We start from the raw sequence: 3,884 nt of genomic DNA on the forward strand, positions 1-3,884 counted from the left end.
GGTCTTATCTCGCTGGCCATCATCGCTTTCTCGATCCCGCTGCCCTGGATCGCAGTGCTCATCGCCAACGACCGCCCGCCGCGGCGGGCTGACGAACCCCGCAGGTTTGACGGCGCCGAACGACGGACCCCGCTGTTCCCCACTGCCGAACGCCCGGCGCTGGAGAGTCGCAGTGATCCGGCCCCGCAACCGGACTGGCAGCACGGGCGAGCTGACGGTTCCGAGTAACCCCGCCTCGCGGCGGTTCTCAGTACATTCTCAGGGCTAACGGACATTCGCGCACGTCAGCGGGTGTGAGAACGCCATCCGGTGGGAACTACTACGACGGGTCGGTCGTTGTACCCGATGACAGTTCACGCTCTGAGGAGGCCGCTATGGCAAAAGCCAACACCGTCCGGGTCGATAGCGATCTGGATTCTCAAAGCCCAGCCGCGGACCTTGTGCGCGTGTATCTGAATGGGATCGGCAAGACGGCCTTGCTCAACGCCGCCGACGAGGTCGAGTTGGCCAAGCGAATCGAAGCAGGCCTGTACGCCAAGCATCTGCTGGACACACGCAAACGTCTCGGCGAGGCCCGCAAGCGCGACCTGGCCGCCGTGGTTCGCGACGGCGAGGCGGCACGCCGCCACCTGCTGGAAGCCAACCTGCGGCTGGTCGTGTCGCTGGCGAAGCGCTACACCGGTCGCGGGATGCCGCTGCTGGACCTCATCCAAGAGGGCAATCTGGGCTTGATCCGCGCGATGGAAAAGTTCGACTACGCAAAGGGATTCAAGTTCTCCACGTACGCGACGTGGTGGATCCGCCAGGCGATCACCCGCGGCATGGCCGACCAGAGCCGCACCATCCGGCTGCCGGTTCACCTGGTCGAGCAGGTGAACAAGCTGGCCCGCATCAAGCGCGAGATGCATCAGAACCTCGGCCGCGAAGCGACGGACGAGGAACTGGCCGAAGAGTCCGGCATTCCCGTCGAGAAGATCAACGACTTGCTGGAGCACAGCCGGGATCCGGTGAGCCTGGACATGCCGGTCGGCTCGGAAGAAGAAGCGCCGCTGGGCGATTTCATCGAAGACGCCGAAGCCATGTCGGCGGAGAACTCGGTCATCGCCGAACTCCTACACACCGACATTCGCAGCGTGCTCGCCACGCTCGACGAGCGGGAGCAGCAGGTGATCCGGCTCCGCTTCGGACTCGACGACGGGCAGCCCCGCACGCTCGACCAGATCGGCAAGCTGTTCGGGCTGTCCCGCGAGCGGGTTCGCCAGATCGAGCGCGAGGTGATGGCCAAGCTGCGCAACGGTGAGCGGGCCGACCGACTCCGCTCCTACGCGAGCTGATAACCCACGCCAGCATCAGCACGTGTGCCCGCCGCAGCCGCGGCGGGCATACTGCTGCCTGGGAGTGTTAGCGAACCATTGACGCAGCTGGGCAAGTAGACTCGCCCGCAATGGAAGGTGCGGAATGAACGACCTAGTTGATACCACCGAGATGTACCTACGGACCATTTACGACCTCGAGGAAGAGGGCGTTACTCCGTTGCGTGCCCGTATCGCCGAACGGCTGGACCAGAGTGGGCCCACGGTCAGCCAGACCGTGTCGCGGATGGAGCGCGACGGGCTGTTGCATGTCGCCGGTGACCGCCACCTCGAGCTGACCGACAAGGGCCGCGCGTTGGCCGTTTCCGTGATGCGCAAACACCGTCTGGCCGAACGACTTCTGGTCGACGTCATCGGTGTGCCATGGGAAGAAGTCCACGCCGAAGCGTGTCGCTGGGAGCACGTCATGAGCGACGACGTCGAGCGCCGCCTGATGAAGGTGCTGAACAACCCGACCACGTCGCCGTTCGGCAACCCCATCCCCGGGCTCATCGATTTGGGTATCGGCGACGACTTCGGCGCCAGGGATGCCAACATGGTGCGCTTGACGGAGCTTCCCGCCGGCCCGCCCGTGGCAGTGGTGGTGCGCCAGCTCACCGAGCACGTGCAGGGCGACATCGACCTGATCACCCGCCTCAAGGACGCCGGCGTCGTTCCCAACGCCCGCGTGACCGTCGAATCGAACCCATCCGGTGGCGTGACCATCGTCATCCCCGGCCATGAGGACGTCGGCCTGCCGCATGAAATGGCGCACGCGGTCAAGGTCGAAAAGGTCTAGCCGGCCGGCGTTCACACCGCACGCCGCCGAAGCGTTTGCCGCGGCGGAAGCCGCACGCCGAGTCGCTCGGCCAGCCGATAGCCGGTGACCGCCAATTCGCGAATGTGCTCGGGCCGCAGGCCCGACTGCAACGCGGTATCGAGCATGCCGGCCATCCGATGCCCCGGCTCGCTCCGCAGGGCTGCCTCCAGCGACACCCCGGCCAGCGGTCCGTCGCCGCGGGCGTAGGCGCTGAACGCGAGCAGCACCAGGGCCTCGACCCGCCACGGCGGCGGTAGTGTCCGCGCCAGCATTGCCCACAGCGATTCGGCGTCTCCGGCGTTGTGGCCGACGGCTAAGGCGTACAACGTGTCCCGCACCTCGACGTCGGCCAGCGCGCACCCCAGGCCGGCAATGTCGGAGTCGGTGAGCGGTCGTCCGTCGGCGACTCCCGCGGCGGCCGCCATCGCGGCTTCGACGTCGCGGCGGGCGCAGGCGGTCGGGTCTTCGCGATGCGTCTTGTCACGCAGCGCGGCCCGCTCGGCGATCAGAGCGGTGAGCGACGCGCTGCGGGCCTCGTCGGGCGCGATCACCGCCTGCAGGTCGGCCCGCCGCGCATAAAGCCGACGCCCGTCCAGCACGGCGGCGGCAGCCAGTGGCGACGCGGACGGGTCGTCGACGACACCACCTGCACCGCAACCGTCCACACAGTGCCACCGCCCCCCGGCGGCCACCCGGTCGACGACATGTACGGCCCACAGCACGATGTCGTGTCGGCTGAGTTCTTCGGTCAGCGACGCGCACAGGTCACGGTAGTGGTCGTTGCACATCGGGCAGCGGGCCCCGTCGGCGTCGACGATCACCACAATGGCGGCCTCGGGTCCAGCGGCCGCGGCGACGTCGGCGACATGAGCGACCTGGTCGGCGACCGCGTCGGACAGATCGACGCGTATCACCGACCCGAGTTCGCCGTCGTCGATCGACAACACCACCAGCGATTTCTCGGGCACGAAGCCCAACACCGCCGGGAGCGCGGCGATCACCGCGCCGGGCCGATTCAGTTCAAAGTCGCTTCGCTGCTTGGTCATGGCAACGACGGTGGCAACCACCACCGTCATTTCGGGGGCGGCGCAGCGCGCCAGACCGCCCTGCTGTGCACAAAGTCGCAACTGTGCATGCGCCATATTGTTCGCGTGTAGACAGCTGTTTTCGACGCGCGTTCGTCACGATGACGGCTGCGGGGGACGCCCTATCAACACAGCGCGAAACGGGTATGCCGTGGAATGCCGCCCGCGACGACGGCGTTTCGAAGAATAGGAGAAAGCGGGGTCACTATCCGCTGCTCGACAAACTGAGGGACACTATCTGACACGGCGTGCGATACATGCCGTGGCTAGGAGGCAGAAGCGATGGGCGATCACGAGCCCCCCGACACCCCTGACCGGGACAAGCACTACCAACTCGAGCAGAACGGCATGTACGAGCTCGAATTCCCGGCGCCACAATTGTCGCTGTCCGACGGGCGCGGCCCGGTCCTGGTGCACGCCCTGGAAGGGTTCTCCGATGCCGGCCACGCGATCAAGCTGGCCGCCGGCCACCTCAAAGACACCCTGGACACCGAAGTGGTGGCATCATTCGCGATCGACGAGTTGCTCGACTACCGGTCGCGGCGCCCGCTGATGACGTTCAGGACCGACCATTTCACCCATTATGAAGACCCACAGCTCAGCCTTTACGCCATGCACGACAGCGTC

The 3,884-nt window shown here is 66.5% G+C and carries 5 protein-coding genes; 4 read left to right on the plus strand and 1 reads right to left on the minus strand.

The window, feature by feature from the left end:
• The 3 genes from AC2VOU_RS10110 to AC2VOU_RS10120 form a co-directional block, all read left to right on the plus strand.
• Nucleotides 1-228, plus strand: a 228-nt coding sequence (locus AC2VOU_RS10110) for a DUF3099 domain-containing protein (RefSeq protein WP_486957255.1), incomplete at its 5' end; no start/stop codon positions are given.
• A 146-nt stretch (nucleotides 229-374) separates the two neighbouring features.
• Nucleotides 375-1,334, plus strand: coding sequence for a sigma-70 family RNA polymerase sigma factor SigB (sigB, locus tag AC2VOU_RS10115; protein ID WP_486957256.1), 960 nt, complete (start codon nucleotides 375-377; stop codon nucleotides 1,332-1,334).
• A gap of 124 nt (nucleotides 1,335-1,458) precedes the next feature.
• Nucleotides 1,459-2,151, plus strand: a complete 693-nt coding sequence (locus tag AC2VOU_RS10120; protein WP_486957257.1) for an iron-dependent transcriptional repressor DtxR — start codon at nucleotides 1,459-1,461, stop codon at nucleotides 2,149-2,151.
• Between the two features lie 11 nt (nucleotides 2,152-2,162).
• Here AC2VOU_RS10120 and AC2VOU_RS10125 read toward each other — a convergent pair whose 3' ends face one another.
• Nucleotides 2,163-3,218: a DUF4192 domain-containing protein gene (locus AC2VOU_RS10125; RefSeq protein ID WP_486957258.1), complete on the minus strand. Its 1,056-nt coding sequence runs from the start codon at nucleotides 3,216-3,218 to the stop codon at nucleotides 2,163-2,165.
• A 321-nt stretch (nucleotides 3,219-3,539) separates the two neighbouring features.
• Between AC2VOU_RS10125 and AC2VOU_RS10130 the strand changes: the two genes are divergently transcribed.
• A partial coding sequence (locus AC2VOU_RS10130) for a PAC2 family protein (RefSeq protein WP_486957259.1) occupies nucleotides 3,540-3,884 on the plus strand: 345 nt, incomplete at its 3' end.

The organism is Mycobacterium sp. TH-M25, from assembly GCF_057473665.1.

Coding starts and splice junctions, on each gene's coding strand:
- sigB (WP_486957256.1), top strand. CDS start 375: ATGGCAAAAGCCAACACCGTCCGGGTCGATAGCGATCTGGATTCTCAA.
- AC2VOU_RS10120 (WP_486957257.1), top strand. CDS start 1,459: ATGAACGACCTAGTTGATACCACCGAGATGTACCTACGGACCATTTAC.
- AC2VOU_RS10125 (WP_486957258.1), bottom strand. CDS start 3,218: ATGACCAAGCAGCGAAGCGACTTTGAACTGAATCGGCCCGGCGCGGTG.